General features: G+C 59.2%; 30 protein-coding genes and 1 pseudogene. 11 read left to right on the top strand and 20 right to left on the bottom strand.

Going from position 1 to position 25998, the window contains the following annotated elements:
- The 6 genes from GGR95_RS16985 to GGR95_RS16960 form a co-directional block, all read right to left on the bottom strand.
- A partial coding sequence (locus GGR95_RS16985; protein WP_184567956.1) for a helix-turn-helix domain-containing protein occupies nt 1-195 on the bottom strand: 195 nt, incomplete at its 3' end.
- A gap of 18 nt (nt 196-213) precedes the next feature.
- The gene (locus GGR95_RS16980; RefSeq protein WP_184567954.1) at nt 214-381 is read right to left on the bottom strand and encodes a hypothetical protein; all 168 of its coding nucleotides are present in this window, start codon (nt 379-381) and stop codon (nt 214-216) included.
- A 201-nt stretch (nt 382-582) separates the two neighbouring features.
- Complete coding sequence (locus GGR95_RS16975; protein WP_343042368.1) at nt 583-1665, bottom strand: helix-turn-helix domain-containing protein; 1083 nt, start codon at nt 1663-1665, stop codon at nt 583-585.
- Between the two features lie 122 nt (nt 1666-1787).
- Nucleotides 1788-2858 (bottom strand): plasmid partitioning protein RepB, encoded by a 1071-nt coding sequence (gene repB / locus GGR95_RS16970; RefSeq protein ID WP_184567952.1) that lies wholly within the window; start codon nt 2856-2858, stop codon nt 1788-1790.
- Nucleotides 2858-4045 carry a plasmid partitioning protein RepA gene (gene repA, locus GGR95_RS16965; protein WP_037930882.1) on the bottom strand — a complete coding sequence of 396 codons (1188 nt, stop codon included), beginning with the start codon at nt 4043-4045 and terminating at the stop codon, nt 2858-2860. Before repA ends, repB begins: the two co-directional genes overlap by 1 nt.
- A 282-nt stretch (nt 4046-4327) precedes the next feature.
- The gene (locus tag GGR95_RS16960) at nt 4328-5209 is read right to left on the bottom strand and encodes a recombinase family protein (protein WP_184567962.1); all 882 of its coding nucleotides are present in this window, start codon (nt 5207-5209) and stop codon (nt 4328-4330) included.
- A 226-nt stretch (nt 5210-5435) separates the two neighbouring features.
- Between GGR95_RS16960 and GGR95_RS16955 the strand changes: the two genes are divergently transcribed.
- Complete coding sequence (locus GGR95_RS16955) at nt 5436-6515, top strand: hypothetical protein (RefSeq protein ID WP_184567950.1); 1080 nt, start codon at nt 5436-5438, stop codon at nt 6513-6515.
- A 280-nt stretch (nt 6516-6795) separates the two neighbouring features.
- Here GGR95_RS16955 and GGR95_RS16950 read toward each other — a convergent pair whose 3' ends face one another.
- Entirely contained in the window at nt 6796-6990 is a 195-nt protein-coding gene (locus GGR95_RS16950; protein ID WP_123618725.1) for a hypothetical protein, read from the bottom strand.
- Nucleotides 6991-7093: 103 nt separating this feature from the next.
- Here GGR95_RS16950 and GGR95_RS16945 point away from each other — a divergent pair, with 103 nt between their 5' ends.
- Entirely contained in the window at nt 7094-7756 is a 663-nt protein-coding gene (locus GGR95_RS16945; protein ID WP_027238623.1) for a L,D-transpeptidase, read from the top strand.
- A gap of 48 nt (nt 7757-7804) precedes the next feature.
- On the opposite strand, the gene GGR95_RS16940 is transcribed toward GGR95_RS16945, so the two are convergent.
- Nucleotides 7805-8089 (bottom strand): hypothetical protein, encoded by a 285-nt coding sequence (locus GGR95_RS16940; protein WP_040182668.1) that lies wholly within the window; start codon nt 8087-8089, stop codon nt 7805-7807.
- Nucleotides 8090-8270: 181 nt separating this feature from the next.
- Here GGR95_RS16940 and GGR95_RS16935 point away from each other — a divergent pair, with 181 nt between their 5' ends.
- Entirely contained in the window at nt 8271-10625 is a 2355-nt protein-coding gene (locus tag GGR95_RS16935; RefSeq protein ID WP_184567948.1) for a heavy metal translocating P-type ATPase, read from the top strand.
- 93 nt (nt 10626-10718) lie between these two features.
- Here the strand turns inward: GGR95_RS16935 and tnpA are convergent, their stop codons facing one another.
- Complete coding sequence (gene tnpA, locus GGR95_RS16930; RefSeq protein ID WP_184567946.1) at nt 10719-11117, bottom strand: IS200/IS605 family transposase; 399 nt, start codon at nt 11115-11117, stop codon at nt 10719-10721.
- A 126-nt stretch (nt 11118-11243) separates the two neighbouring features.
- On the opposite strand from tnpA, the gene GGR95_RS16925 reads away from it, so the two are divergent.
- The gene (locus GGR95_RS16925) at nt 11244-11756 is read left to right on the top strand and encodes a L,D-transpeptidase family protein (protein ID WP_184567945.1); all 513 of its coding nucleotides are present in this window, start codon (nt 11244-11246) and stop codon (nt 11754-11756) included.
- On the opposite strand, the gene lnt is transcribed toward GGR95_RS16925, so the two are convergent.
- The 10 genes and pseudogenes from lnt to GGR95_RS16875 all read right to left on the bottom strand — a co-directional run bounded on the left by lnt (nt 11737) and on the right by GGR95_RS16875 (nt 19238).
- Nucleotides 11737-13344: an apolipoprotein N-acyltransferase gene (gene lnt / locus GGR95_RS16920; protein ID WP_184567960.1), complete on the bottom strand. Its 1608-nt coding sequence runs from the start codon at nt 13342-13344 to the stop codon at nt 11737-11739. The two genes, GGR95_RS16925 and lnt, sit on opposite strands and share 20 nt — an antisense overlap.
- Nucleotides 13311-13769 carry a signal peptidase II gene (lspA, locus tag GGR95_RS16915; protein WP_184567961.1) on the bottom strand — a complete coding sequence of 153 codons (459 nt, stop codon included), beginning with the start codon at nt 13767-13769 and terminating at the stop codon, nt 13311-13313. The genes lnt and lspA overlap by 34 nt, the downstream gene beginning before the upstream one ends.
- 28 nt (nt 13770-13797) lie before the next feature.
- Nucleotides 13798-14580, bottom strand: a complete 783-nt coding sequence (locus GGR95_RS16910; protein ID WP_184567944.1) for a ZIP family metal transporter — start codon at nt 14578-14580, stop codon at nt 13798-13800.
- Between the two features lie 12 nt (nt 14581-14592).
- The gene (locus GGR95_RS16905) at nt 14593-15048 is read right to left on the bottom strand and encodes a DUF411 domain-containing protein (RefSeq protein WP_009807976.1); all 456 of its coding nucleotides are present in this window, start codon (nt 15046-15048) and stop codon (nt 14593-14595) included.
- A gap of 3 nt (nt 15049-15051) precedes the next feature.
- On the bottom strand, nt 15052-16425 hold the full coding sequence (locus GGR95_RS16900) for a M23 family metallopeptidase (RefSeq protein WP_050525821.1): 1374 nt from the start codon (nt 16423-16425) through the stop codon (nt 15052-15054).
- Complete coding sequence (locus GGR95_RS16895; RefSeq protein ID WP_050525820.1) at nt 16422-17048, bottom strand: SCO family protein; 627 nt, start codon at nt 17046-17048, stop codon at nt 16422-16424. Before GGR95_RS16895 ends, GGR95_RS16900 begins: the two co-directional genes overlap by 4 nt.
- Complete coding sequence (locus tag GGR95_RS16890; RefSeq protein WP_184567943.1) at nt 17048-17515, bottom strand: copper chaperone PCu(A)C; 468 nt, start codon at nt 17513-17515, stop codon at nt 17048-17050. The genes GGR95_RS16895 and GGR95_RS16890 overlap by 1 nt, the downstream gene beginning before the upstream one ends.
- Before the next feature lie 23 nt (nt 17516-17538).
- On the bottom strand, nt 17539-18198 hold the full coding sequence (locus GGR95_RS16885; protein ID WP_050525819.1) for a DsbA family protein: 660 nt from the start codon (nt 18196-18198) through the stop codon (nt 17539-17541).
- Nucleotides 18195-18617 carry a disulfide bond formation protein B gene (locus GGR95_RS16880; RefSeq protein WP_050525818.1) on the bottom strand — a complete coding sequence of 141 codons (423 nt, stop codon included), beginning with the start codon at nt 18615-18617 and terminating at the stop codon, nt 18195-18197. The genes GGR95_RS16885 and GGR95_RS16880 overlap by 4 nt, the downstream gene beginning before the upstream one ends.
- Before the next feature lie 5 nt (nt 18618-18622).
- Nucleotides 18623-19238 (bottom strand): annotated as a pseudogene (locus GGR95_RS16875) (SCO family protein).
- A 171-nt stretch (nt 19239-19409) separates the two neighbouring features.
- On the opposite strand from GGR95_RS16875, the gene GGR95_RS16870 reads away from it, so the two are divergent.
- The 7 genes from GGR95_RS16870 to GGR95_RS16840 all read left to right on the top strand — a co-directional run bounded on the left by GGR95_RS16870 (nt 19410) and on the right by GGR95_RS16840 (nt 24974).
- The gene (locus GGR95_RS16870; protein WP_039965742.1) at nt 19410-19838 is read left to right on the top strand and encodes a MerR family transcriptional regulator; all 429 of its coding nucleotides are present in this window, start codon (nt 19410-19412) and stop codon (nt 19836-19838) included.
- A 1-nt stretch (nt 19839) separates the two neighbouring features.
- Entirely contained in the window at nt 19840-20166 is a 327-nt protein-coding gene (locus tag GGR95_RS16865; RefSeq protein ID WP_056037240.1) for a YnfA family protein, read from the top strand.
- A gap of 198 nt (nt 20167-20364) precedes the next feature.
- Complete coding sequence (locus tag GGR95_RS16860; RefSeq protein ID WP_027238636.1) at nt 20365-20964, top strand: cation efflux transmembrane domain-containing protein; 600 nt, start codon at nt 20365-20367, stop codon at nt 20962-20964.
- A gap of 95 nt (nt 20965-21059) precedes the next feature.
- Nucleotides 21060-21815, top strand: a complete 756-nt coding sequence (locus tag GGR95_RS16855) for a transglutaminase-like domain-containing protein (RefSeq protein WP_027240784.1) — start codon at nt 21060-21062, stop codon at nt 21813-21815.
- On the top strand, nt 21805-22722 hold the full coding sequence (locus GGR95_RS16850) for a cation diffusion facilitator family transporter (RefSeq protein ID WP_184567942.1): 918 nt from the start codon (nt 21805-21807) through the stop codon (nt 22720-22722). The genes GGR95_RS16855 and GGR95_RS16850 overlap by 11 nt, the downstream gene beginning before the upstream one ends.
- Nucleotides 22719-22946: a hypothetical protein gene (locus GGR95_RS18985; RefSeq protein ID WP_050525815.1), complete on the top strand. Its 228-nt coding sequence runs from the start codon at nt 22719-22721 to the stop codon at nt 22944-22946. The genes GGR95_RS16850 and GGR95_RS18985 overlap by 4 nt, the downstream gene beginning before the upstream one ends.
- Nucleotides 22947-23612: 666 nt before the next feature.
- Complete coding sequence (locus GGR95_RS16840) at nt 23613-24974, top strand: ISKra4 family transposase (RefSeq protein ID WP_184567941.1); 1362 nt, start codon at nt 23613-23615, stop codon at nt 24972-24974.
- On the opposite strand, the gene GGR95_RS16835 is transcribed toward GGR95_RS16840, so the two are convergent.
- Nucleotides 24913-25995 (bottom strand): P1 family peptidase, encoded by a 1083-nt coding sequence (locus GGR95_RS16835; protein WP_184567940.1) that lies wholly within the window; start codon nt 25993-25995, stop codon nt 24913-24915. The two genes, GGR95_RS16840 and GGR95_RS16835, sit on opposite strands and share 62 nt — an antisense overlap.
- Nucleotides 25996-25998: the final 3 nt, after the last annotated feature.

The following is a 25998-nucleotide window of genomic DNA, read 5'->3' as shown; positions in this document are numbered from 1 at the left end:
TTTGAAGCGATACACAGTCGATCTTCCGATCCCCAGGTCCTTAGCGATCTCATCTGCCGACATGCCCGCCGCCAGCCGTTCCTTGATCGCGTTCATCCGTTCGACAGATCTTGCCATGGCGGTTGTGCTCCAGTGTGAAGGTGTTTCGATTGCAGGATATGCGAGATGTAAACCAAAAGTGGGACTTTTGGCCATGCGCTGTGTTTTGGTCGTTCAAGCGGCCTCGTGATCTGGTCCGAAACTGTGGCTTGAAACCCCTCTGGCTTGTTCATCCGTCACCAGCCAATCGAGCAGCATTGTGCCACCCTCAGCGTTATAAGCATTAACACAGACAAACACGTCGGTAAGATTGGCCACCTGGGCCGAGGCGTCTGTGAACATCTAGCAAACCTAAATTGCCTTCTTGTTCCATGATAAGTTGATCACATCCCAGACCTGCACCTGACGCGGGTGATCTGGGTCACCTTCAAACCAACATTCTTCTTCTTGATGATCGTATGGTTTGAAGTGTGCCGCAATTGTCTCTTGATCTTCGATGGCTATGCAGACTCACCAGCCGGTCGAGTTTATGTGGCGAGAGCATCAGTTTTCTTGCCTCATCATAGCGTCGAGGTAGGCGTTGTTGTTTTTCACCTGTCCTGTGCTGGCTCTCAAAATTAATTCGTCGAGTGCAATAAGGAGCTGCCCTGGACCTCGTTTTCTAAGGTGTTTCATGATCCTGCCTTGTTCTATTCTTAGCAATTTTCCGACATGGGCCAATATTTCGAGAACTGATTGATGATCTCTCGGTTCATGCGGGAAGAAGTCCGATACGTTTTTCAGGTCCGTCCAAGCCATAATTGTTGGATCTCGGCGTTCATGGAAACCAGAGGTGCTGTGCGCATCTGCTCTATCTTTTTTTATATTCAATCTTGTGGGTTCTACGTGCCGGACATTTTGTCCGTCGTCGCCGGACATTTGGTCGGGCATTGTTTCCTGAGCGTCATGGTTTCCGGCCGGAAACTCTCTGATCGTCGCTCCGGCCAACTCTGCTAGCCTCTTGATAAGCTCTATGATTTCGTCGGCTTTGAGAGTTGCACGGCGTAGGATGTTTCGTACGTTCTGGAGAAATGAGACAGTCTCAACATCCTTTGCTTGGCGCAAAGCCTCGACACGAAGAGCCAGTGCCTCCGCCTTGAGTGACCGTAGCTTTTCCTGATCGCCCACAAGCTGTTCTGCGTATTCGGTGAGCTCTCTTTCCCGATCATACATTGGCTGCAGATCGAAGCCAAAGGCATCTCTGATCAATCCACCGTAGCGAAGAGGGAACCGTTTGCGGGTTGCGCTATCCCTGCGCTGGATCAGCCCGGCATCCACGAGGTGTCCGATACACCGTCGAATCGTTCTCTCGTTCAGGCCGTTCGTTCTCTCAGACAATGATGCGTTTGAGGGAAAGACGATAGTCATTGGAGCTGTTTGTCCGGCCTTCTTCGGCATGAAGCTGATCAAGGCCTGCAGTGTTACTAGGTCATTTGGTGTCAGACCGAGTTCTTTGCGAAGCGCTCGGATCGGCTCGATGACCCTGTACGGGTTCGTACCGGGTACAGAAGATCGTTCCGCCAAGGCGGGTGTGTGAGAAATTACCTGTCTCATGATGATATCGGCTGAAAAAGCTTCCCCGTTCACCGCGAACGGTGTTGAAAACGATTCGGCTTCGGGGTATCAATCAGGTGTCTAAGCTAATCGAGGCCCTTCGGAAGCACTGCTTTCGGGGGGTCTTTCCTTTTCTGGCCTGTCCTCCTTTCTGCTCAGTTTTCGTTATCTTCTATGTCAGGACCATCAAGATCCTGATCCCTGCCGGAGACTGGGTTACCTATGGGTTCCATTTTCTCTGGGGTAATGATCTGCCCTGGACCAGCGGCCTTCGCGTTCGCCAACGCGAGAAGAGCGGCCTCTGGATTCTCAGAGATCCACTTATGAAGCCCGTCATCTCCGCTCTTGACGGTGATGATCACGTTTCTCTTGGTGACCTTCACCATCCCGAGTTTTGTCTTGATTGCCGATGGGGCAGGGGGCTTGTGCTGTTTCAGGAGCCCTTCGAAGATCGCAAAGCGTTCGTCGGAGGTCTTCCCTGAACCTCTGGATTCCATGAGAGCATCATGGAATTCTCGGTTTCCGGCCGGAAACCCTTCATCTCCTGAGAAGCCAAGGCTCTCATAAGACTTTGCGGCAGCATACCAACGATCCCGTCCAACCCCGGGTGCCGCCCCGATCTTTTGGATGAGTTCAGTCTGAATACAGGAAGTGACTTGTTTCATGCGAGCAAGTCCCGTGAGCTTGTCACCGGCTTTCCTGGCTTTCTGATCGATGTTGAGGGCGTCACAGACCAGTCCCTCATCCTTGCCGGACTCTATGAGAGAACGTGCAAACAGGGCTTTCTCGATCCAGCTGAGGTCTTTTCGGAAGCTGTTCTCTTGGCCTTGCGCAAGAATCGCTTGATCCTCATCCAAGCCTCTGATGAGAGCCTTTGCGGGCTTGCCAATAAGTCGAAGGGCCGCTAATCGCCTGCGCCCATAGATGATCCTGTACCGGCCCCCTTCGGGACTCAGAAGTATCGGGATAAGCTGTCCCTGCTTGTCAATGCTTTCAGCCAGTTCCCTGATGTCATCTTCGTCATCCAGGGCCAGACGATCCTGGAACTCGGAATCATCAATAAGGTCGGTACTGATTTCTTGAATTGAAGATTGTGCCGCATCCTGAAGAGAACGGGCCATTCCCGAAAGGGCAGGGGCTCGTGACTGGGTTCGAGTCGGAGAAATCGACGAGCTCTGCTGCTTTTCTTCATCCTCGGGAATGTCGAATGTGACTTTGCGGGCCATTACTTACGCCCCCATGCCGTTTTGATGAGCCCTTCGACCTCCGCCACAACCCCGTTGATGGACTCGATAGCCCGATCGTACGTCTGGCGATGAAAATCCGTTCTGGCGATCTCGAACAGTGTCTGTTGCGTGAGCCCAGCGTCAGAGACTGCAGAGGATTTCAGGAAAGGCTGAGTAAGAACGTCATCCGTGAACATGGTCCGCAGGAATGCCGCCATCTGGGTTTGGGGGCCGTCATTGGGCTCGAAACGAGTGATTAGAAATCTCATGAAGTCCCAGTCGGGCGATGCGCCCACATCAGCAATTGTTGCCATGAGGCTGGATGTGAGCTGCAGGAATTGGGCCATCGAGGCGACGTCAAGCATGCTTGGAATGACAGTGACGACTAGGGATGTCGACGCCACCAAAGCCGATAGTGTGGTAAACCCGAGTTGCGGTGGGCAGTCGATGACGACAATATCGTAGTCTGTCTCAACTTCATTAATGCAAAGGGCAAGCCGCTGATAGAACGGCGGCCTGATATTGTTTCGAAGGGCGTGTGCGGTTTCGGTCTCGAACTCAGAGAGCAACAAGCCGGCTGCGGCTAGATCGAGGTTGTGGAAATACGTTTTGCGCACAACGTCTCTAAATGGGATAGGGTCCTCGTACCGAAGGGCATCGTACACCGTTCCGGCCTCAGGGAAGTCGATTTCCGGCCGGAAACCGAACATGGTGGTCATTGAGGCTTGTGGGTCGAGATCGATTGCCAGAACTCGATAACCATCAAGGGCAAGCTTTTGGGCCAGATGGATCGCCGTTGTCGTCTTCCCAGCGCCCCCTTTGAAGTTGGCGATCGAAATGATCTGGATATGCTCCCCATCCCGACGACGAGGAACGATATGCTGGAACTTGGTGCTTGACCGGGCTATTTCGTGGCGCGCTATATCGATTTGCTCTGCAGTGTAGAACCTGCGGCCGCGGGCGTCTGTCTCGATATCACCGAGATCGAGCTTGTCCTCGAAAAACATCTTTCGCAAAAAATCTTGGCTTACACCGAGGATCTGGGCAACTTCCGTGGATGAGAAGCGTCTGAGAGCCTTTCGTTCATCAGGTAGAAACGACTTGCGCATATTCACATCAAGCGATTTGCTTAGACGTGTCGCCATCGTTTGGATCTTTTGATCCATTCTGATCCGCTGCTCGTTCATGCCCGTCCCGCCGCCCGTCTTCCGGGTCTATCTTGAGAAGGAACGCAAAACCGCCGGAAACTGATGGTTAGCGTTCTTCCGCAAAAATGTCAGGAAAGCGTTTGACAGGCAAGGATTTTTTCAAATGGTGGGTTGGTATCCCGTGAAATCATTTATTTACAATGACTTATCTTATTTTGCGGATCCAGCGCGTCAAGTGCTTGTGTCGCTGCCATCTCTTAAACGCAAGATGTACCCGATTCACATAGGCGGTTTTGCTTCCAAAGAACGAATCTGAGTCTCTTAAATCATTCCTAGACTCTCGGCTCGCTCCAACAGCATCTTGACCGATGAGGGCTGCCATCTCGTTCGGCCACGTGGTGTGCGTTCGCGCATAGATTCCAGCCGTTCACAGATCGCTTGAAGCGTGATGTCGGGATCTGCGCCCTTGATGCCAGCAATAATGGCGGGCAGGCGATCGTCCGTTTCGCGGCGCCCGGCGCGGGCCAGCACCTCGGCCGGCAGGAAGCCGTCGCGGACATAGGCCTTCACAGCGCGCAGCAGGCGGCTTTGGGTCCAGCGACGCGCCTCGGGCAAGGGGCCGTTGATGATGCGCACAACGTCTTCCCAAGCCAAGTCGGGGCGCAACCGACGGACATGAGGCACCCAGTCTTGTGCCGTCTCGTTCAGGCGCTCCATGTAGCCGTCCTGTCTTGCCAGCCGCACTTTGCGAAGAGCGGCAGGGTCTTTGGCCCGCAGCCCTGGGTTCCCGCCCACACGGCCCTTCGTGCGCGCGCTGGCGAGGCCGGCCTTGGTGCGTTCCCGGATCAGGGCGCGCTCGAACTCGGCCGCGGCGCCCAGAACCTGAAGCGTGAACTTGCCTTGCGGGGATCCGGTGTCGATCGGGTCCTGAATGGAACGAAAGAACGCCCCCTTGGCCTCCAGCCGCTCGATCACCTCCAGCAGATGCGACAGCGACCGCGCCAGTCGGTCGATCCGAACGACGACCAGCGTGTCGCCCTTGCTGATCCGTTCAAGCACCCGCGCCAGCACCGGCCGCGCACGATTGCCGCCCGAGGCCTGTTCTTCATGGATCTCGGCGCAGCCTGCGGATTTCAGGGCCTGCGACTGGGGCAGGGGGGTTTGATCCTCTGTTGAAACGCGCGCGTAGCCTATCAATGGCATCAAAACAGGCCTTTTGCAGTTTCGTATATTATTACTAAACGACCGTTTGTAAACGAATGCAACCGCTCTCTCTGTGGTGCTGCTCATCAAAAACCCCTTGGATTCCATACGCTGAGCGTGATCAGAGAGATCTCGCAGACCACCGCGCGCACGTGCTATATAAGGTGTGTGGGCGCACCCTGACAAAACACTTGGGTAAAATGCAAAAGTGCCGTATTTTGCACATATGAAGCCTCAAGTATCTACACATTATGATAGTTTTGACGATCCTCTAGTGGATTCGGAGGGGCTTGAAGAGACGTCTGAGGACGACCTGTGGTTCCTGCCCGGTCCGATGGAAGTGGAGCCGGATTATCTGCCGCCCGGACCGAGAGCAGAGCTGCGTGAAACCGCAGTCCTCGACGATTGGCGGAAGGCAGAGGCGGTTAATGCCGCGCGTCTCGCCCGTGTGGCTGGTCGGATCGGCGCGTTGGATGACCGGCTGCGCCGTGGCCCGAAAGGCTGGCGGCACAGGCTCGCGCTGATGGAGGCGGCAGACCTCAGCTGGTTTGTGGGTGACCGTATTGGCCCGGATCGGCTGGCGCTCTGGATATCCATGCGCCTGTCCGGCGTGCAGGACAACACTGCAGCGCTCGCGCGTGTCGGATGGGCAGTGCGGCGTCTAACAGGCGGTCCCGGCCCAGAGGTGGACCTGTCCGCCTTCCTCGATCGCCGTGACCCCGAAAACATAGCAGGTGAAGCCGAAACCTTTGCGGATCGCGCGGGCGGTTGGCTTGACCTGATGGCGCAAGCCGTCGACCTGCACCCGATCACACGCGCCTGCATGGGGCTTCACCTCTGGAGCCTTGCGGGCCTCGGGCAACAGGGCGACCGGATGGAAGCGGCGGTTACCGCCGCACGCATTGCCGCCAGCGAAGGCCCGAATTCGAATGGAGGGGCCATCTTTGCGCCTCTGGCTATGCGCGGGGCAGGGGGGCTGCGCGCCAGTGGCCCACCAGCTGAGCGCTTGGAGCGTTGGCTCGAGGGAATGGAAACAGCATGCCTGACCGCGATGCGGCACCTCGACGATATCCAGGCATGGTCAGCGCGGGCGGAAACCATGATGGCCCCGCTCTCTGGCAAGACACCACCAGCATTGCGCGCCGTGCTGGCCGAATGGCCCCTCGTCTCCGCCCCAATGGCCGAGACCCTGACCGGTGCCAGCCGCGCCGCCGTCCAGCGCAACCTCGTCTGGATGGAAGCGCGGGGTTTGATCTGCGAAGTGACCGGGCAGGGCCGGTTCCGGATGTGGCGCACCACGACCTAAGAGATGAGCGTCATCGCTCGGTATCCTGACGGGTGCGTGCCAGTCGGCCAAAGTTCCGGTAGGAGGAGGCAAAGCCCGCCGGAACCTTGGCAATCAAGGTGCTCGAATTTGGAGATACTCCTCGCCAGTGCGCAAGGCCGCTGTGGCCGGCGCTTCCGTGCGGTTGTGCCTTCACCATCTATGATGACTGGTGAAGGCGGCGAGCAAGACGCCCGGTATTTTGGACACTGCGCGGCCCTGTTTGTCGTTGCTGCTTTGCCTGCCCCCGTCACCGTGCAAGTCAAAGTTCACCACACTGCCGTTCGCTGCTCAGGCGAAGCGGGCGATATGGCCTTCCTCCATAGCCAGCTTCGACAGGATCTGACTCTGCAGCAACCGTGGTCTCGGGAACAGGCCGGGTCAGGCTGGGCGGCGCGCCGATCTTTTCGTAGTAGCGGATGGTAAATTGCGGATCACAAGGATCGTGTGTTTTCACGAAAATATGTCCTTGAACCTCTAGCCACTAGAAGTCCTATCTAATCAAAGTGAACAGATACCGTTCTTGCCATAGATTCTGGTGGGAACCGAAAGGGTAAGACATGCTGACAAGACGACACTTCATTCAAACAACAACGGCGCTATTCTCCGCGTCTGTTTCCAGCCCCCTGTTGGCCGATACCTGGCCCGCCGAGGCACAGAAGGCTGAATGGGACGCGCAAGTCACGCCGCCCGGATTCGATCCGGCCACGTCAAACCCTTGGGGCCTACACCCGCGCTTTTTGCCCCAGCGCGTGGTCGCGAAACCCGGACTCGTGCCAGGAGACATCCATGTCGATGCGGTCGCGCGGTATCTCTATCATATCGAGGAGAGCGGGACCGCAATGCGCTACGGTGTGGCCATTGCCCGGGGCAACCTATACGAGCCTGGGGTCTACACGATCAAACGCAAGGTGAGGTGGCCGCATTGGACACCGACCCAGAACATGATCGAGCGGGATCCGGAAAACGCACGATGGGCCGACGGGATGGAACCCGGCCCCGAAAACGCTTTGGGATCACGAGCCATCTATCTGTACGTCGGAGACCGCGACACTTATCTTCGAATACACGGCACGCCCTATCCGAGAAGTATCGGCGGTCGAGCCAGTTCGGGTTGCGTGCGGATGGTCATGGCTCACATTAACGAACTTTATCCCAACGTTGAGATCGAATCGACGGCACATTTGTACTCGGCGGAGGACAGTGTCACCGCGCGAAGTTGAGTGTGGTGCGTAGGTCTGAGGCGCGTTGATCCAACGTGTGGCGCGTCCTCAAGCTTCGCGTGCCACGCAGATCGGATTACCGTTCGCCGTGCGCAACGGCAGCAGCGTCGTTTCGACCGGCCCGCTGTGTTCGTACCAATAGCAGCCGTCTTCCGGCACGAGGCGCGCGGTTGCAACATCCTGATCCGGAGCAGCCATCGCAACCACGGCTTCGGGAACGTTGCCCGTCTGGTCTGCCGTGTCGTTCGGCCCTGTCGGCTGGATGGCGCATCCTGTCGTGAGCAAAAGCGCCACCGCAACCATCATTTTTTGCTTCAGCATCAAAACCTGCATCGAGTTTCCTTTCTTTTCTGTTTTCTTAGTATCGGCTTTTTATGCCTCACGCCGTGATTGAGGCTGTCGTCGGACCGTCTAGCAAGAAAACAAACGGAAATACCACCGAACTTTTCTCTTGAAGCTCTAGCTACTGTAGGGGCTATGTCATTACAAAGCACCCGAATCCAGAGGTCCGTTCATGCCGTCCGACACCCACCGCCACGATCACGATCACGCCGAAGATGCCCAGGCAAGCGGCGGCAGTTGCTGTGGTAGCGCCGGAACGTGCGGCGACATCGCACCGACGACGCCCGCCCCAACCGGCGGGCGCAGTTTTCAGGTGTCCGGCCTCGATTGCGCCGAGGAGGTCGCGATCTTGAATAAGGTAATCGGCCCGCAGATCGGCGGGGCCGAGCATCTCGCGTTCGATGTGATCAACGGGAGGATGACCATTCTCGACAGCGCAAAGAGTGTATCGGACGACGAAGTTGCGGAACTTGTCGCGAGCACCGGCATGACCGCGAAGCCGTGGAATGCCGAGAACGCGTCGGTCGACCAAGCGGCCCATCTTGCACGACAGCGGCTGTTTACGGCTCTCAGCGGCGGCTTCTGGGCGGCGGGTTTTCTCTGGCACATCGTCGAGACAGGTATGGGCGGGGCGCTCGGCCTCTTCGCGGGGCACGGCGAAGCGCCGATGCCGCTGGCCGAGGCAGGGCTTTTTGCAGTTGCTATCCTATTCGGCGTTTGGCTTGTGGCACCGAAGGCATGGTCGTCCGCACGTCGGCTGTCGCCCGACATGAACCTGCTGATGGTTGTCGCAGTCGCCGGAGCCATCGGGCTCGGTGAATTCTTCGAGGCAGCGACAGTGGCTTTTTTCTTTTCGCTGTCCCTCTTTCTCGAAAGCTGGAGCGTTGGGCGCGCGCGGAACGCGGTGTCGGCGCTCCTGGATCTTGCGCCACCCACCGCGCGCGTGATCCGCGATGACGGAAGCGAGACCGACATGCCGGCGGCGCAAGTCGCCGTAGGCTCAAGCTTTATTGTACGCGGTGGCGACCGTATCCCGCTCGACGGCCTGGTGACGGGTGGCGCGGGCGCGGTCGACCAGGCGCCGATCACAGGCGAAAGTGCTTTGATACCCAAAGAGGCCGGAGACGAGGTCTATGCGGGCACGATCAACGGCGAAGGTACACTAACGGTGCGCGCCACGAAGGCCGCCTCGGATACCGTCTTGGCCAAGATCATCCGCATGGTCGGCGACGCTCATGCCCGCCGCGCGCCCGTGGAACAGTGGGTGGCAAAGTTCGCCCGCATCTACACGCCTATCGTCATGGCTCTCGCCGTCGCAATTGCGCTACTGCCGCCGCTTATCTTCGGCGGAGCCTGGGATTACTGGTTCTACAATGCCCTCGTGCTGCTGGTGATCGCTTGCCCATGTGCTCTGGTCATCTCGACCCCTGTCTCCATCGTCGCAGCGCTCACCGCTTCGGCGCGGGCGGGCGTCCTCATCAAGGGCGGTGCCTATGTAGAGGCGCCGGGCAGGACGACGGCGCTGGCCATGGACAAGACCGGCACAATCACCATGGGCCAGCCGGAAGTGGCGGCGGTGCACCCGCTGGGCGGGGCTTCAGCGCAAGATCTGATGACCCTCGCCGCAGGACTGGAGGCACGTTCGTCGCACCCTTTGGCGCGTGCCATTCTCGCGCGGGCGGAGGCCGACGGCGTCAAGGTGTCCGCCGCAGAGGATACCCGCACCATTCCCGGCAGAGGACTTGAAGGACGCACTGACGGACGGTCGATCTGGCTGGGGTCGGACCGGTTTGCCGAGGAGAAGGGTTTCGGCGACGCCATTCCGAAGGATCTGCGGGAGCGGATCGAAGGCGCCGGCAGCACCCTTGTCGCTGTCGGCGATGAATCCGGTGTGACGGGCATTCTTGAACTGCGCGATCGCATCCGCCCTGATGCCAAGGGCATCGTGGCGCAACTTCACGCGCAGGGCGTGAAGACCATCGTCATGCTGACCGGTGACAACGAGCGAACAGCGCGCGCCGTTGCCGCCGAGGTCGGTATCGACGAGGTGCGCGCTGAGCTTCTGCCCGAAGACAAGGTGACAGCCATCGAAGAACTGGTCAAAACTCATGACATGGTTGCCATGATCGGCGACGGGGTGAACGATGCTCCCGCAATGGCGCGCGCGCATTATGCCATCGCGATGGGTGCGGTTGGTTCTGACGCGGCAATCGAGACGGCGGACATTGCCCTCATGACCGACGACCTCGGCAAGGTGCCTTGGCTGATCGGTCATTCGCGCCGGACAATGTCGATTATCCATCAGAACATCGGTATTTCCTTGGCGACCAAGGGAGTTTTCGTTGTCGCTACCGCGTTCGGAATGGCATCGATGTGGGGCGCTATTGCAGCCGACGTGGGTGTGTCATTGCTGGTGGTGGCGAACGCCCTGCGCCTGCTTAACAGCCAAGAGGCCAAGGCACCGCCGTCCGGTGGCGAGCAGGTTGGGCCACAGATGGCAAAGGCCGCGCTTGCCCACGGACATTGATCACGCAGCATTTGCAAGGTAACATAATGTCCATATCAGACCTCACGAAAGAGGCATCGAGCAGTGAAGGACCACCGGCTGACGCCGGAGGCATCATTTTGAGGAATGTAATTCCAGGTACTGCTTGATGACGTCGTCTGTCACATTGCCCGAGGTCGTGGAGAAATACCCACGTGCCCAAAAGCGTCTTCCCCAATAGCGCTTTCGCAGGTCGGGGAACTCCATCTGGATGCGACGCGATGAGCGACCTTTGATGCGTTGCATGACATCTGACAGGGATAGCTTGGGCGGGATCGACAGAAACATGTGGATATGATCGCGCGCCAAAACGCCTTTCACGATATGGACCCCCAGTTCTGCGCAAGTCTGGATGATGATTTCACGGATCCGCTCACGCATTGCGCCCTGCAGAACCTTGTACCTGTATTTCGTGGCCCACACGACGTGGTATCTGTGATAAAATCGCGTGTGCGCGGATGACGAGTAACGCATGATCTTCCTCCCCGGAATTTGAAGCCATACCCCTTCGGGGGCTTCAAATTCCGGGGAGGAAGATCAGAACAGATTCGCTGAAGCGGACCGGCTCGAAGCCGGTGGCTTCGAGCCATTAGGTGGAAAGTGAAAACCATCCGATTTCCCCGCCGCGCCGTCCTGTTGGGTGGCTTAGCGGCCTTTTTGTCGGGCTGTGCCGGCAAGTTCCGCAGCTATGACGGACCCGAAGTGACGCGACTTCGGCTCTACAAGGGACAGCGTTTGCTTTTTCTCGACGGATCCGATCGCGTGCTGCAAACCTATCCGATCGGGCTGGGCTTCGCTCCTCAGGGTCACAAGCAATTCGAGGGAGACGGTCGGACCCCGGAGGGCACCTACATAGTCGATAAGCGCAACCCTGAAAGTACGTATCATCTTTCAGTTGGCATCTCTTATCCAAATGAGGCCGACATCGCCTTTGCCGCAGCGCAGGGCCTTTCCCCCGGCGGCGACATCTTCATCCATGGTGGTCCACGCCCCGGCATCGACCCGACGGACATCCGCGACTGGACAGCTGGCTGCATCGCAGTCACAGATCGGCAGATCGAGGACATCTATGCAATGGTGAAGGACGGAACGCCTATCCACATCTTTGCATGACGGTCTTTCTCATGCGGCGGTAGTTAGCCGTCGCATTGGCCGCCAGAGCCCAGCTCCACGAAGCCAAGATGAGCGCCAGCAACATCCAGTCCCCGAAAAGCGCATATGGCGTAGGCGGCTGCGCTGAGGGAAGATCAGCGTCGATGATGCCCCTTTCCCCGGTATCGAGCCGCGCAATGATCTCTCCGTTCGCGTCGATGACCGCAGAGATGCCCGTATTCGCGGCTCGGATGACAGGAAGGCCTTCCTCTACGGCGCGCATACGTGCGGAAGCCAGATGCTGCTCGGGTCCGATGCTGGTTCCAAACCAGGAATCGTTCGTCGCGTTAAAAATCCAGTCGGGTCGGAACATGTCGTCGACCACATGGCCCGGGAAAATGATCTCATAGCAGATCGCCACGGCGACCAGGGGCATACCCGGAAGCGCAAGGGTGCGCGGACCCGGTCCGGGCGTAAAATCGCCCAGCCCCGCCGTCAGCCGCTCGATCGGCAACCAGCCGCGGAATGGCACGTATTCGCCAAAGGGCACGAGATGGTGTTTCGCGTATCCGGTCAGGATCTCATTGGTATCGTCAAAAGCCTGGACGGTGTTGAAATATCGGGTGTCATCCTCGCTCAGTACACGGTCCGGCACTCCGGTTAGCAGCACGCTGCCGTCCGGTAGCGCAGCGGCAATGCGGGATCGCGCCTGGGCATCCTCATCGAGGAACCCGGGAAAGGCGGTTTCCGGCCAGAGAAGAACGTCGAAATCGCCGGGCTGGGTTGAAAGCTCGAGATAGAGCGCGAAGGTCGCCTCGCGGTTCTCGGGCGCCCATTTCTCCTCTTGGGGAACGTTGCCCTGAACGATGCGCAGGTCGACATCCGGTGGCTGTGGTGCATCCGACTGGAGGCGAAGCGTGCCGACGGCCCACATCGTCACGATGCCGGCCAGCGGCATGAGCGAGATGATCAATCGTTGTCGCCCGACCGCCATGAGAGCCGCGCCGGGGAGTGCCGCTACGAACACGGTGAGAAAGCTTAGCCCATAACTTCCCACCCAGGCGGCGGGCTGGCGAAGGGCGGCGTAATCGACAAGAGCGTAGCCGGCGAGGTTCCACGGAAAACCTGTCAGAACGTGACCGCGCAACCACTCGGCCGCGGTCCAGGAGGTCGCGAACAGGAGACAGGCCAGGAGACTGCCCATGGCTCCGCGCCGCGCGATTTCGACGAAGAGCACGGCGGCAATGGCCGGGAAAATCGCGAGACCTGCGGACAATCCCGCGACGGCCGGGATCGCCAGCGCCCCGAAACGCTCGGGTTCGACGTAGAAACTTTCCGCGATCCACGAAATCCCGAAACCGAACTGGCCGAGACCAAACGCCCAGCCGACGAGAAAAGCACGCCCGAAGGAGAGGTCGCGAAGACCGACAAACAACGCAGAATAGGCAACGGGAACAAGAAGGAGAATCGAGAAAGGCGGGAAGGTTAGAACGGTCAGCGCCCCGGCGGCGAAACCAAGCGTCATCCGCGAGAGCAGACGTTTGCGCAGAGCGAAGCAGTTCAGAATTACCGGCTTCACGACTTGATCGGACGCCGCGCACTGACCCAGGGTGCGGCGAGCAAGAGCCCCACGCCACTGACGACAAACACATCGGCCATGTTGAAGGCAGGCCAATGCGTTGAGTTGATGTAGAAATCCAGGAAGTCCGTTACAGCCCGATACCGCACACGATCAATGACATTGCCCAAGGCTCCACCGATGATCGCTCCGTAAGCGAGCGTTTCAACCGCATTTTCGGCGCGAAACAGCATAACCCCCAGCCAGCCGCAGATGGCAAGAGCGAGAGCTATGAGGCTCCACCATGGTGCGCCGCCAAGTAATCCGAAAGTGACGCCATCATTGCGATAAAAGACAAGGTTAAAACCTGGAAACACGGCGATTCCAGTGCTTAAGGAGGCCGCATTCGCCACAACAATGGCTTTTGTGATCTGATCGATTACGAAAGCGGTAAGCGCCGCAAAAATGCCGATCACCGGAGATAGTTTATGCACTGGCATTGCGTCACCCCAACCAAACATCGAGAAAAAGCATCAAAACGAGCCCGACGGCCAAGCCGAGCGTTGCCTTGTTCTGATGGCCGCTTCGATGGGTTTCGGGGATGATTTCGTGGCTGATGACATAGAGCATGGCGCCTGCGGCAAAGGCCAAGCCCCATGGCAGCAGCGGTTCCGACAGTGTGATGATGCCCGCCCCGAGCAAACCGCCAATCGGCTCGACCATGCCCGTTAGCGCGGCGATGCCCCATGCGCGCAGCTTCGGATATCCTTCGCCCAACAGGGATACCGCGACGGCCAGCCCTTCAGGCGCATTCTGAAGCCCGATGCCGATAGCGAGTGGCAGACCGCCCTCCATACCTCCGGAACCGAAGCCAACTCCGACCGCGAGGCCTTCGGGGAAGTTGTGGATCGTGATCGCGATGATGAACAGCCAGACCCGCCGTAAGGACGCCGCTTCGGGCCCTTCGCGTCCCGTTCTGAAATGCTCGTGCGGCAGCCTTTCATTCATCAATGCAACGGCCCCCATGCCCAAAAGGATCGAGACGCAAACGATGACCGCAGGCATCGCGCCGTTTTCGAACATCGGCTCCGCCGCATCCAATGCCGGGATGATCAGAGAAAAGAACGAGGCTGAGAGCATGACGCCGGCAGCGAAGCCGAGCGACAGATCGCGCGTCGCCCGCGACGGGATGCGCCCGAACAGCACGGGAATTGCTCCGACTGCCGTGAGCGATCCGGCGGCAAGGCTTCCGAGAAAGCCGAGCATTATCGGAGACAGGTTTTCCATAAGCGGGCCAGATTATCCTTCGGCGTAGCTTGAAAAGACTTCGGTCGACCCGTCCTCGCGGATGAGGAAGACATCATAAGCTTCACGGTTTTCTTCCGGCCCCATGCCGGGCGAGCCATAGGGCATTCCCGGAACGGCGAGGCCGACGGCGTCCGGGCGTTCCTCAAGAAGGCGGCGGATATCAGCGGCCGGGACATGGCCTTCAATCACGTAGCCCTCTATGAGCGCGGTATGGCAGGAGACCATGCGCTGCGGCACGCCGTTGTCGAGCTTGAAACGAACCAGCGACCCGCCAAACATGTTCTCGCCCGTCGGCGCGAATCCGTTTTCCTCGAGATGGTTCATCCAGGACAGGCAGCAGCCGCATCCGTTGGTCTTGCGGACGTCTATCGCTGTTGCCTCTGCGAGGGCCTGGGCCGCCGGGAACAGGGCGAGCGCGATGGTCAGAGCTTGGGTCATGCGTTTCATGGGTCAGAGCCTTTCGGTTGTCGTCTGGGCAATTTCGCTGTCAAGGTTTTCAGTCAGAAGCGCGCGCGCCTCGGTCAGACGCAACAGCGCGGCGGTATCATCCACCTCTTTCTCTGCGGCTTCTGCGAGCCGGTCGTCAGAGAGAGGGTCAGTCGGACGCCCATCTACGAGGACTTCGTAGTGCAGGTTGGGACCTGTCGCTGTGCCGGTTGCGCCAACGCGGCCGATCACATCTCCCGCCGCCACGCGTTGGCCCTGTGATAGGCCCTCCGGCACGGCGCTGAGATGCGCGTAGCGCGTCATGGTCTCGGAGCCGTGGGAGATTTCGACCACGCGTCCATAGCCGCCTCGCCAGCCGATGAAGCTGACCCGGCCCGGTGCCGTCGTCCGTACCGGCGTCCCGCTTGCCGCGGCAAAATCGACGCCGGTGTGCATCCGGACGTTTCCGTAGACCGGATGTGTGCGGCGCCCGAACACCGAGCTGAGGCGCGCGCCCTCGACCGGCTGTGCAAAGACGCGAAGCACCTCGCCATCGACGTAGATCGTCGCCTGACCGCTGCCGTCGTCCGGCCAAACGATCTCGTAAAGCGAATCGCCGATTTCCAGTGCGGCGAAGGCGAGGTCCGGCTGTCCGATCTTGTCATCGCCGACGCGCGTCTCGCGCCAGAGAAGCCTTAGTGTCTCGCCTCCAGCCATCTCACGGCGGAAATCCACGGTTCCACCCAGCATTTGCGCAAGGTCCACGGCAAATCGGGCGGGGATGCCGGCATTGTCGAGTGCCGCGAAGATCGAGGTGTCGATCACGGCCTCCCCAGCAAGGGTTACGACCTCCGGATCCGGCGCCACGACCTGCGTGGACACCTGCTCGCCAAAAAGCACCTCGATCCGCACCCCGTCCTCGACGGCGAGCGAGACGGTGCGGGGGCTGCCATCCATAGTCGAAACAACAGTGACCGAATTCCCCGGCCGCAACCGTCGCAGATCGTATTCCGCGCCAAGCGCAAGGGCGACTTCCGCCCGGTCGGCTCCCGCAAGACCGGCTTCGGAAAGCAAGGAGTCGAGCGTTTCACCAGAAGATATGTCGCGAGACCAAGTCAACAGGGGCGGTTCGATCGCCTGCATCGGCCTGTCAACAACAGCGGCCTGCAGCAGGGGGAAGGGGCCGAGGCGGGGTGTATCTTCCGCCCACGCCGTAGCTGGCAGCGACAACGGAATGTCCAGGCTCCGGGGAGCTTCAGGACGCTGGGGCATCCAGCTACCTGCCTGGGCAAGTTCTGGCGGCACGGATTCTTTCGACAGAACATCGAAGAAGGCGATAGCCGCCCCCGAAACGGTCCCCGCAAGCGCGACACCTGCCGCAAAAGTTCTGAGCCTCATGTCGCCCCCTCCGTTTCTTCTTCCAACGCGCGGCGGATCTTCGGTACCGCGAATTCCCTCGGTTCATGATAGTCAATCATGGTGACGAACCGTCCAGCAGCACCGAACAGGAAGACGCTGGCCGTGTGGTTCATCGTGTAGTCGCCGCCTTCCGTGGGCACCCGCTCGTAGGCAGCGCGGAAGCCGTCCGCGATGCGCGCAATCTGCCCCTCCGGTCCCGTCCAGCCGCGGATCGCTGGGTGGAAATAACTGACATATTCTGCCATCGCCTCGACGGTATCGCGCTCGGGATCGACCGTGATGAAAACCACGTTCAGCTGTTTGGCTTCGTCTCCTAAATCGTCGAGCCAACCTGAAATGTCCGAGAGCGTGGTCGGGCAGACATCGGGGCAGTAAGTGAAACCGAAGAACGCCATCGTCGGTCGCCCGATCAGGGTTTCCGGCCCGACCTCGTTGCCTTCATGGTCAGTCAGGCGGAAATCCATCTCGGTCAGAGCCATAGGCCGCTGCCCGATAGGTTCGGGCGCACCGGGTCCGTCGACCCGCCACCAACCGACGAAGAGCGTCAAGGCAATTGCACCGGCACCGGCCGCGCCGTATCCTGCGATCGTCCTTCGTCGCATTAGTCTTCCGGTCCGCGTGCGGCGATGCCAAGGATCGGCACCTCGACCGTCACCTCGCCCCCGTCGACAAAAAGTAGGGTCAGCGGAAAGGTTTCCCCTTCCGTCATGGGTTGTTGTAGCCGCATCAACATCGCGTGGAGGCCGCCCGGCTCAAGCGCGACGCTCTCGCCCGGGGCGATCGCGATCTCACCTGCCGCGCTCATGGAACTCACACCTTCGGCATTGGTCTTCGTCTCGTGGATCTCGGGCATCATCGCGAGGGGTGTTGAAAGACCAATCAGCGTCACCGGCTCGTCGCCAGTGTTGCGGATCGTCATGTAGGCGGCCCCGGGGCGGTTCATCCCTATGGAGGCGCGAGACCACGCGCTTTCGACGACGGCATCCACGGGTCCGGCCAGTGCGGGCACTGAGAGCCCTCCAAAGGTCAAGAGCGCGGCCAGTGTGCCCGTCATAATAATCTTTTTCATCGTTTTGGTCCTGCCTTTTCCATTCAGCTTTGCACGGCGGCAACTTCCGCGGCCACTAATCGCCGCAGTTCTGCCTCCCCGAATGGATCGAGCGACTTGCCGTTTACAAAGAAAGTAGGAGTCTGGCGCACTCCCACGGTTTCGACGTCCGCACGATCCTGATTCAGGATCGCAACGACATCTGGTGCCAGCATTTGCGTGCGCGCGGCCTCTGCATCGAGTCCGGCAGTGGCGGCGATCTGGAGGATCAGACCGAGCTCAGGCGCGCCGTGCGACGCCCATCTCGGCTGATCCCGCAGAACGGCTTCGAGCACCGGCTCGTAAACGCCTTGCATGCGTGCTGCCTCGAGCACGCGGATCGCTTCCTCGGATGCCTCGCCATGAAACGCGGTGTAGCGGATAACGACGCGGACGGCATCTCCATGCTGTGCCATGATGTCCTTCACGATCGGATGGAAGGCGCGGCAAGCCTCGCAGGCCGGGTCAAAGAATTCGACAATCGTGACGGGCGCGTCGGCAGGTCCGAGGATGGGCGAGTAAGAGCGGATCATCGCGTCCGCGAGTTCCGGCGCAACGGTTTTTGCTTCGGCCGCGGGGCCGGGGCGAGTCGCGTACCAAGTGGCTCCGCCGAAACCGGCAACGCCGAGGGCGAGAACGGACAGGATTAAGCCGCGTCGATTCATGTTTGTGTTTCCTTCAATGAAAGGGCCGACAGGAACCCGATCAGCGCGAAGGCGGCCAGCGCCATCAGCGGGATCGGGATGCCGAAGACCAATTGGTTATCATCGGTGCACGAGGGGCCGGTGGCCGTGCAGGGCTGGATACGTTCGGGGATCAGGCCCGCGTAGAGGCCCATGTGCCACAGGGCGACCACGCCACCACCAAGCGCCAGAGCGATGCCATAGCGCCCGACGCTGCCGTCTCGCCACCAAAGGCCGAGGCCGAGAATGATCGCGAGCGGGAACATGAAGGCGCGCTGGAACCAGCACAACACGCAGGGTGTCTGCCCCATCACTTCGCCGATGAAAAGTACAGCAAGCGAGGCGACGAGGGCAACGATCCATGCCAGCCCGAGGGCGGTTTCTGCGGGTACGCGGTTCATGTCGGTCAGATCCTCTCTTCCAGATCGGCGAGAATCTCTTCAGCGGACGTGCCATAGGGCCATGAGTCTGCAAAGCCTGCCTCGGGGTCGAACAGAAACAGATGCGACGTGTGGCCCATTGTGTAGCCATCCGGCGCTGTGGCCTCTTCGATGCGTTCAAAGAAGATCGGAAACGTTTCGGATGTAGCGGCGATCTGTTCGGGCGTACCTGTCAGCCCGATGATGTTCGCATCGAACAGCGGAACGAATTCGGCGAGTGCCATGGGCGTGTCCCGTTCGGGGTCGATGGTTATGAAAATCGGCTGGACCCTCGCGGCATTGTCGCCCAGACCGTCCATCACCGCCGCGACCTCAGACAGTGTCGTCGGGCAGTGTCGTCGGGCAGACATCGGGGCAGTTGCTGAAGCCGAAAAATACCAACATCCAACGCCCCGAAAAGTCTTCTTCCGTTCGAACCACACCTTGGTGGTCCGTCAATTCGAATGCAGCGACAAACGCTGGATCGGTGTCGGTTCGGGCGCGGTCAGCGCGATAGTCCGACCAGAGCAAAAACCATACGAAGGCAAGCGACGCGACGCCTGCCAAAACCCAAAGAAATTTCTGTGCCGATGTGAGGGACAATCCTGTGCGCCTGATTTTGATTCTTGATTATTGCCGCGTTTACATCCTCTAGCTACTAGAGGTTCAAGCGCGAAATCACGTTGTGGCTTAAACTCACGCGTCTGTGAATCCGGCACTTGTCTATTGGGGCGGCAAAACCTACAAAGACTGTAACTTTTCATGGAGGCGAAGATGCTCACGATCGGCACTCTGTCAAAGAAGACCGGCACAAAGGTGCAGACCATTCGGTACTACGAGCAGATCGGGCTCATGCCCGAACCCGGCCGGACTGAAGGCGGACAGAGGCGCTATGACAATGCACAGCTCGACCGACTGTCCTTTATCCGCCATTCGCGACAACTCGGCTTCTCGCTTGATGCGATCCGCGAGCTGCTCGACCTCAGCGACCAGCCCAATCGGCCCTGCGAAGAAGCCGACGCGATTGCGCGTCGCCAGCTAAAGCAGGTGGAGCAGCGCATGGCCCGTCTGAAGGCGCTGCGCACCGAACTGAAACGCATGGTTCACGAATGCAGCGGTGGACGTACCGCCGATTGCAAGGTGCTTGAGGTGTTGCGGGATCATTCCGAATGTTTGACCGAACACGACGAGATCGGTGCCTGAGATGCCTGCCGCGCTTGCCTATCCGCTTGCGGCCTTGGCCGAGATCGCCGGGTGTTTCGCGATCTGGAGCTGGTGGCGCCTCGGCGCATCCGCGGCTTGGCTCGTACCCGGTATTGTAGCCTTGGTGGTATTCGGGTGGCTTCTGGCGCAAGTCGAAACGGTTGCTGCGGGCCGCGCCTTTGCCGCCTATGGCGGAGTCTACATTGCGGCTTCGGTACTGTGGATGTGGCTTGCAGAGGGTCACAGACCGGACAGGTGGGATACGCTTGGCACAGCCGTTTGCTTGCTCGGCGCAGCTATAATACTGGCCGCGCCACGAACCAATTGAACTTTATGGTTTGAACTTGAAACCGTCTCAAATCGCGATCTCATCGCCCCATAAAAAGGGCTATACTCTACTTTGGTTGAGACGCCTGACTGACAGCTCCCGGCGGTCGTACATGGAACTGACCATTATTAATCAATCCGGAACTCTGATCTGCCCGAGAGGTTGAAGGATCATAGTCGACCAAGCGGAATGGGAAGTATGACTGCAGGAAAAGGAGCAAGCGAAAGACGCACCCTTTGGATTGTTCTCGGTCTAAACGTGGGTCTTGCCATGGCCTTTTTTGCGACCGGGGCCTTCGGGGATTCCAGTGCCCTGATCGCAAACGGGCTCGACAACCTTTCAGACAGCTTGGTCTACGCAATCAGTCTGTTTGCATTGTCGCGGTCTGCGAAATGGAAACGTGGTGCGGCGAATGTCTCGGGCTGCTTGCTGATCGTGTTCGCCATCGGGATCCTTTATGATGCTTGGCGCCGCTATGTCGGTGGGTCGGATCCCCTTGGCACCGTTATGATCGTCATGGCGCTGAGCGCGGCGGCCATCAACTCAGTTTGTGTCTGGTTGCTCGCTCGGCTCAAAGATCCGGACGTCAACATCCGCGCGGCCAATACTTTCAGCTGGAACGACTTTGCGGCAAACCTCGGAATCGTGGTCGCAGGTGGCCTCGTTGCCTGGCTGGGAACGAACTGGCCCGACCTAGTCGTCGGTGTGATTATCGCCGGGATCGCGGCCTGGGGCGGTGTCAATATCCTACGCGACGCACACGGTGAACACCACAAAGCAGTTCACACGGACAAGTAGTTGCGAGAGATCGTTTCTAAAAGAAGGGGTTGAAGCTACAGTAACTATAGAGACTAGTCTGTTCCAAGACGATTCGAGGAGCGACTCCGTTGCAGATAACCAACCCCCTACTTGCACCCACCAAACTACTGGATTTTGATGCCGCGCCTCTTGCGCATCTAATAGAGAGCCGCAGCTGGCGCGACTTATCCGAATACGATCGGATCGGAGCTGCCTATGATTTCGTTCGAAATGAAATCTCGTTCGGATACAATCGAGCTGACGACATCCCCGCATCCGAGGTACTTTCCGACGGCTACGGGCAGTGCAATACGAAAGGCACGCTCTTAATGGCGCTGCTGCGTGGTGTTGGCGTTCGTTGCCGGTTGCATGGGTTTACGATCCACAAAGGCTTGCAGCGCGGTGTTGTCCCAGAGTTGGTGTATCCGCTTGCTCCAGAGGAAATTCTCCATTCGTGGGTAGAGATCGAATTTCAAGGGGCCTGGATCAACCTTGAAGGCTTCATCCTGGATGACGCTTTCTTCGAAGTCCTGCAAAGATCGTTCTCGGACACGGACAGTCTCTGCGGTTATGGCGCGGGCACGGATTGCCTTGGCGCGCCTCCCGTCGCCTGGAACGGAGAAGATACCTACATTCAGAAAACCGGCATCGTGCAAGATTTCGGCGTGTACGATACGCCCGACGCCTTCTATTTGTCCCATGAGCAATCCTTTGGAAGGCTGCGTGGTGCCCTTTACCGTCATATAATACGCCACTGGATGAATGCGCGCGTACGTGGTTTCCGCAGCGGCCGCCTGAAGACTGACCGACGCGCGACACACGCGCATGAGGAGCCTGCCAATGCCGCATGATCACGGGCACGCGAATATCGATCCGAATTCTGGGGATCGACGGGTTGCGATCGCGATCTGGGCGAATGGGCTACTTACTGCTGCGCAAATCGTCGGGGGCATATTGTCGGGCAGTCTAGCACTTATCGCCGATGCGCTGCACAACTTTTCCGATATGGCCTCGCTTGTCATTGCCTTCGCCGCGCGCAAGATCGCGCGCCGCCCGGCCGATGAGCGCATGACTTTCGGCTATGGCCGGGTCGAAATCGTCGCTGCCCTGATCAACTACACCACCCTGATCGTGATCGGCTTCTACCTGATCTACGAAGGTGGCATGCGCATGATTGATCCACCCGAAGTCATGGGGTGGACCGTCGTCATTCTCGGTGGAATTGCGCTTGTGGTCGACACGCTGACCGCAATGCTGACCTATTCGATGCAGAAGGGGAGCGTGAACATCCGCGCGCTGTTTCTCCACAACCTTTCGGACGCGTTGGCTTCAGTGGCCGTCATAGTCGGCGGGACGCTCATTATACTTTATGATATGCGTTGGGTGGATCCGGCCATCACCATCGGCATCGCGCTCTACATCCTGTATCTGTCCTTCACCGAAATAGGGGGCCCAATTCGAACCCTGATGCTTGGGAGCCCACCAGATATTGATGGAAATGACGTGGTCAGAGCGATCCAGAGTGTCGATGGCGTTGTGAACGTGCATCATGTCCACCTGTGGCAAATGCAGGAGAACACTGCGGCATTGGACTGCCATATTGTTGTCGAACGCGACCGGATGGGTGAGGCCGACAAAATTAAAGAAAACGTCAAATCGGTGCTGCATGAACGTTTCTCAATCGAGCATTCCACGCTTGAATTCGAAGCGACCGACAATGCGCATCAGGAGGCGCAGGTGTTCGGACACCGCTCATGACGATTGCCCAAGGCATACTAGTGGTCGTAGGCCTGCTGTCCGGTCTGGTTTTGATTGGTGCGCTCCTTTGGTCGATCGCCCGCCCGTCCAAGCGCATCCTCTGCAAGAAGACCGACACGCTGGTGGGCTACTTGTACCAATGGAACAATGGCGACCTGCAGCCTGCCTGGCTCAATGATGCCATGCCCGACGTGCGCTACGAACCGATGGTCGAGGCCGCCTGACAGGCGTGATCTGACTGCGGGCCAGGCGATCAAGGGCAGTGCGGAGTGCTGATCGCACATCAAGCCACGCAAAATTCTGCGTATCATGAGTTATAGAATGAAATTCTATAACTCATGCGTTGGAACCGGACCCAATCCGACCGGCCCAATTTCTTTTCTTTGAGCCCTCCGTCCAACCCACCGAGCCACAGTACTGCGGCTCCTTTGAAGGCCTGGCTTTTGCGGAAAGGGATCACAGAGGCAACGGATTGATCATCCGTGAACGCACGCGCACGGTTCTCGGAGCGGCAAGGGCAGACTGGAAGCCGGTAGCCTTCACATATTGTGGCGCCGCGCCCCTGCCAGCATTTATGGTGAAGACCTCTGCCCTGAACGGGCACTGCTTGCATCATCCCGAAGCCCCGCAACGAGCCTCTCGACAAGCTCGACGGCCTCGGTGACGCGTTCGGCGCGAAGTACAAGCCGCTGGCCGGGCCGATAGCGGGTGTCACCGCTCTTGGCAATATACTCCTCATCGACAAGCCCCTGCCGGTGGGCAAGCAGATGGCGTTGCTGGAACGCCCGCGCGAGGTGGTCGAGCGAAGGGGAGGGGAGTGGACAAAACATGGGGGTCATCTTCGTCGTTGCGGCCCGTGCTAAGGTGAGTTCTTTGCGTGTGGGGCTGCCATGGACGTACGGATTACAATCGAAACTACCTTCGACAACGGGGAGAAGCGCACTCATCAGCTTGACGGCATTTCACGACCCTACCGGGTGACCTGTCCAGACGGGATCGGGTTGCGCCTCGAGGATGGGAAGAGGGTTGTCGAACAGATTCAGCGGGCAATTCTTTGCGATCAGGTTGAGGAAATCATCCGAGAAAGCCGCGTATGCCCGGATTGCGCCTCGGTTCGTGCCATTCATGACTATCGCACGCGCGATCTCGACACGCTCTTTGGGCGGGTTCGGGTCAAAGCCGCGCGCTTGCGCCGCTGTTCGTGTGATGCCAGGTCAGCGGCGATGCCCGGCGGACCTATTTCTCCGCTGGCCTATTTCTTTCCTGACCGGGCTACCCCGGAGCTGCAGCGGCTCCATGCGGAACTCGGGTCCCGGCATTCCTTTCGCGAAGCCGCGCGGCTGATGAAAAGCTTCCTCCCCTGCCATCCGCCCCATCACACCACGGTGCGTGACCGGTTGGGAAGAGTAGCCGCGGGGCTCGAGAAAAGTCGAAGGGCATCAGGCGATCCCGCTGAAGCACTTCCCAAAGGGGGTTTGACGGTTTTTCTGGACGGTGCGCATATCCGCTGTCGACCGGAGTATCAGCAGCGACACCTGGATCTTGTGGTCGGTAAGATTGAAAGTCGCACTATGTGCCGACGATTTGGCTTGGTCGCCAATGCGACGGCATCGCCAGGCAGCCGGATGCGAGAAGAGCTGTCAGACTTTGGATGGAAGCCGGGCCGTCTGTTGACGGTAATCTCTGATGGCGAGCTTGCTCTCCCGAACCTCATACGGAATGCCATGGGTGGCGACGGCCAGGTGAAGCATATCCTCGACTGGTGGCACATCTCGATGCGTATTCGACATGTCGAGGCCGCCGTTCAGGGTCTGGTCCAGATACCGGGATTCACTGGAATTCCGGTGCTGTTCCAGCGCCCCGCGAAAAGCCTTCGCTGGTGGCTGTGGCATGGCAGAGCACGGGTCGCGGAAACTTATCTGAAAGGGCTCATGCACGATTGCACCCGCCTTGCGGAAGAACCTTTGGCTGTCCGCACCGCTGCCGCTCGTGTGCAGGCCCGATGCGGGACACTGTACACCTATCTCGCGAACAACATGGAATCCCTTGTCGACTATGGCCGACGGTACCGTAACGGGCTGCCCATCTCGTCATCTCGTGCCGAAGGATCAGTCGATGACATTGCCAATGCCCGCATGGGAAAGCGCAGAAGGATGCGGTGGTCGCCCAAAGGGGCTCACCGAGTAGCCGTCACAAGGGCCGCAGTTCTCGATGGTCGGCTGACCGTCGCAAACAGAAAACGCGCCGCATGACCCCCATGTTTTGTCCACTCCCAGCAGGCGGTGGTTGATTCGGGGGAAGGGTGAGGGCGGCGATGTGATTGGGGCGGTCGGTTGAGGCATCATAGCCGTGCATATCCACGGCCATCAGCAGGGAGTTTATGATCGCCTCTTCGGTTGCCTCGATCGCGGCGTTGAACAGGGGCGACATGGCGTCGTGTGACATTTCCGTGGCGTTTTGGCTGGTGGTAAACGCCAGCGCATAATCGCCCGATCCGTTGCTAAGGGCCGCGCCGGTGCGGGCAAGCCCGCCAAAACACCGCATCGCAAGACGCTCAAGATTGCGCGGCGAGACAGGGGCGTCCGTGGCGGCGATGATCACGATGGAGCCGTCGACATCGGCGTTCGCGGGGGTGTTCAGGGTGCGCCCGTCGATCCGCAAAGTGCCGCCAAAGTTGGATTGTACCAGCACGCCAAGGGTGTGATCGCCCACACTGCGCGAGGCGGTGCCGATGCCCCCTTTGAACCCGAAGGCAACGGTGCCGGTCCCCGCACCCACAGCGCCCTGAGCGACGGGGCCAGTGCGCGCACCGTCAAGCGCGCAGGTCATTTCGGCGACGGTGGGGCGGGGGGCGCGGATGTCGTTAAGGCGGCTGTCGTTGGTTTCCCCCACAACGGCGTTGATCGAAACGGTTTTTTCGTTGCCCGGCTGCGCCAGTGTATAGGCGATGAGCGCGTCGATTGCGCGACCGGTGGCAAGCGTGTTGGTCAGCAGGATCGGGGTTTCGATCTGGCCGAGTTCCTGAATTTGGGTGGCACCGGCGAATTTGCCAAAACCGTTCAGCACCGCCAGACCGGCGGGGGTTTTACGGGCGAAAATGTTGCCATCGTGCGGAATGATGGCGGTGGCGCCGGTGCGGGTTTTGTCCCCTTCGATCAGGGTGCAATGCCCCACCCGCACCCCCGCCACATCGGTGATCGCGTTCAGCGCTCCGGCGGGGTATTCGCCGATGCTTACGCCGTGCGCGCGCAGGGGGGTGCGGTTTTGCGTCATCGC

It is taken from the genome of Sulfitobacter undariae, from assembly GCF_014196805.1.
GTDB classification, from domain to species: Bacteria; Pseudomonadota; Alphaproteobacteria; order Rhodobacterales; family Rhodobacteraceae; genus Sulfitobacter; species Sulfitobacter undariae.
The sequence above is the reverse complement of the archived record's forward strand: the minus strand, read 5'-3'. Positions and strand labels throughout refer to the sequence as shown.